Raw genomic sequence first — 1,329 nt, 5'->3', positions numbered from 1 at the left:
ATAGGGGAGGAATTTTTTTATAATTATCAAAACAGCCTAAATTGTTTTTGACTATCCATAAATCAAAAATATAATTTAAATTTGTAAATTGAGATAAATTGTTCGGGAGCTCTCCAAGTCCGTTACCGTTATAAGGTGGGCAGAGAGAAGTTGGGGGTAGCGGATCCTTTCGGCCGGGGTTATGATTACCGTGGTTCTTTTCAATACCTTTGTGACGGCAGTTCTTTGACATTGGAAGGAGTCTTATTTGGAGAAGGGCGGATATCGGCCGGTAATAACGGCTATAGGGCTTATTATTACCTGAAAGACCATTTGGGCAGTATCCGGGCCGTAATCGATTCGGCCGGTAATGTTTGTGAACGTAACGATTACTATCCCTTTGGTCTGGAGCATCAGCGGGGGGATTATCCTCAGCTTGTGGAAAACCGTTTGAAATACAACGGTAAGGAGAAGCAGTATGTTGGCGATTTGAATTTTTTGGATTATGGAGCCCGACTGTATGACAAGGATTTAGCCAGATGGTTTGTCTTGGATGCGATGCAAGAAAACTATCCTAGTTGGAGTCCTTATACTTATTGCTTGAATAACCCGCTAAAATTTGTCGATCCGACGGGCCAGTATACGAGTCCTTATTATGATAAAGATGGGAATTATCTGGGTGTTGATCATGAAGGATTTACAGGAGAAATCCGTATAACGACGGCAAAAGATTTTGAAACGATGAAATCGGGTAAATTTGCTAAACCTGTAGGCAGCGGTATCGGAAAGAATACTCTTTCAGCGCGGGCTTATTCCAGGATTTACACTCATATCTTAGCCATGAAGAATTACGATATCTCGCGTTTGGAAGGAGGAGCTATAGCTGTTAAAAATGGGGACGATGAGTATAATTCCCCGACCTTAGGTACAGGTTACGCAAAGACACTCTTTACTAAGAATAAGAATCTTAAAGGTCCGGATCCTTTCCGTATATCTGTCAATCAGGGGGATAATGGAGTACAGAGGGATTTTACACTGGTTGAACAAGTGGAAAATATATTAGGGGTTCACGAGTATACCGGTCATGGGGTTCGTAAATATGGCAAGTATAATAAAACTCATTATATGGCTTATGACTTGCAGGTAGATCATCCCAGTTGGCAAAAATGTACGCCGGTATTTAGGGGAGATATCATGTGGCGATATTTTGATACCGTAACAAAAGAGAATCCTGATTATTATTATAAAGAATATGATAAATTTTCAAAATATTGGTATAAATGAAACTTTTAAAGATTTTGTTTTTGATCATTCTGTTTTTTCCGGAAAGAGAAATAGTTTTCGGAAAAA

General features: G+C 39.4%; 1 protein-coding gene. It reads left to right on the top strand.

Annotated features, from left to right (window positions below; all coding sequences use genetic code 11):
- Nucleotides 1-135 precede the first annotated feature (135 nt).
- Nucleotides 136-1,263, top strand: a complete 1,128-nt coding sequence (locus HMPREF9449_RS15865; protein WP_009136500.1) for an RHS repeat domain-containing protein — start codon at nt 136-138, stop codon at nt 1,261-1,263.
- Nucleotides 1,264-1,329 lie beyond the last annotated feature (66 nt).

This window comes from Odoribacter laneus YIT 12061 (assembly GCF_000243215.1).
GTDB classification, from domain to species: domain Bacteria; phylum Bacteroidota; class Bacteroidia; order Bacteroidales; family Marinifilaceae; genus Culturomica; species Culturomica lanea.
This window is presented reverse-complemented; position numbering and strand designations above follow the sequence as displayed.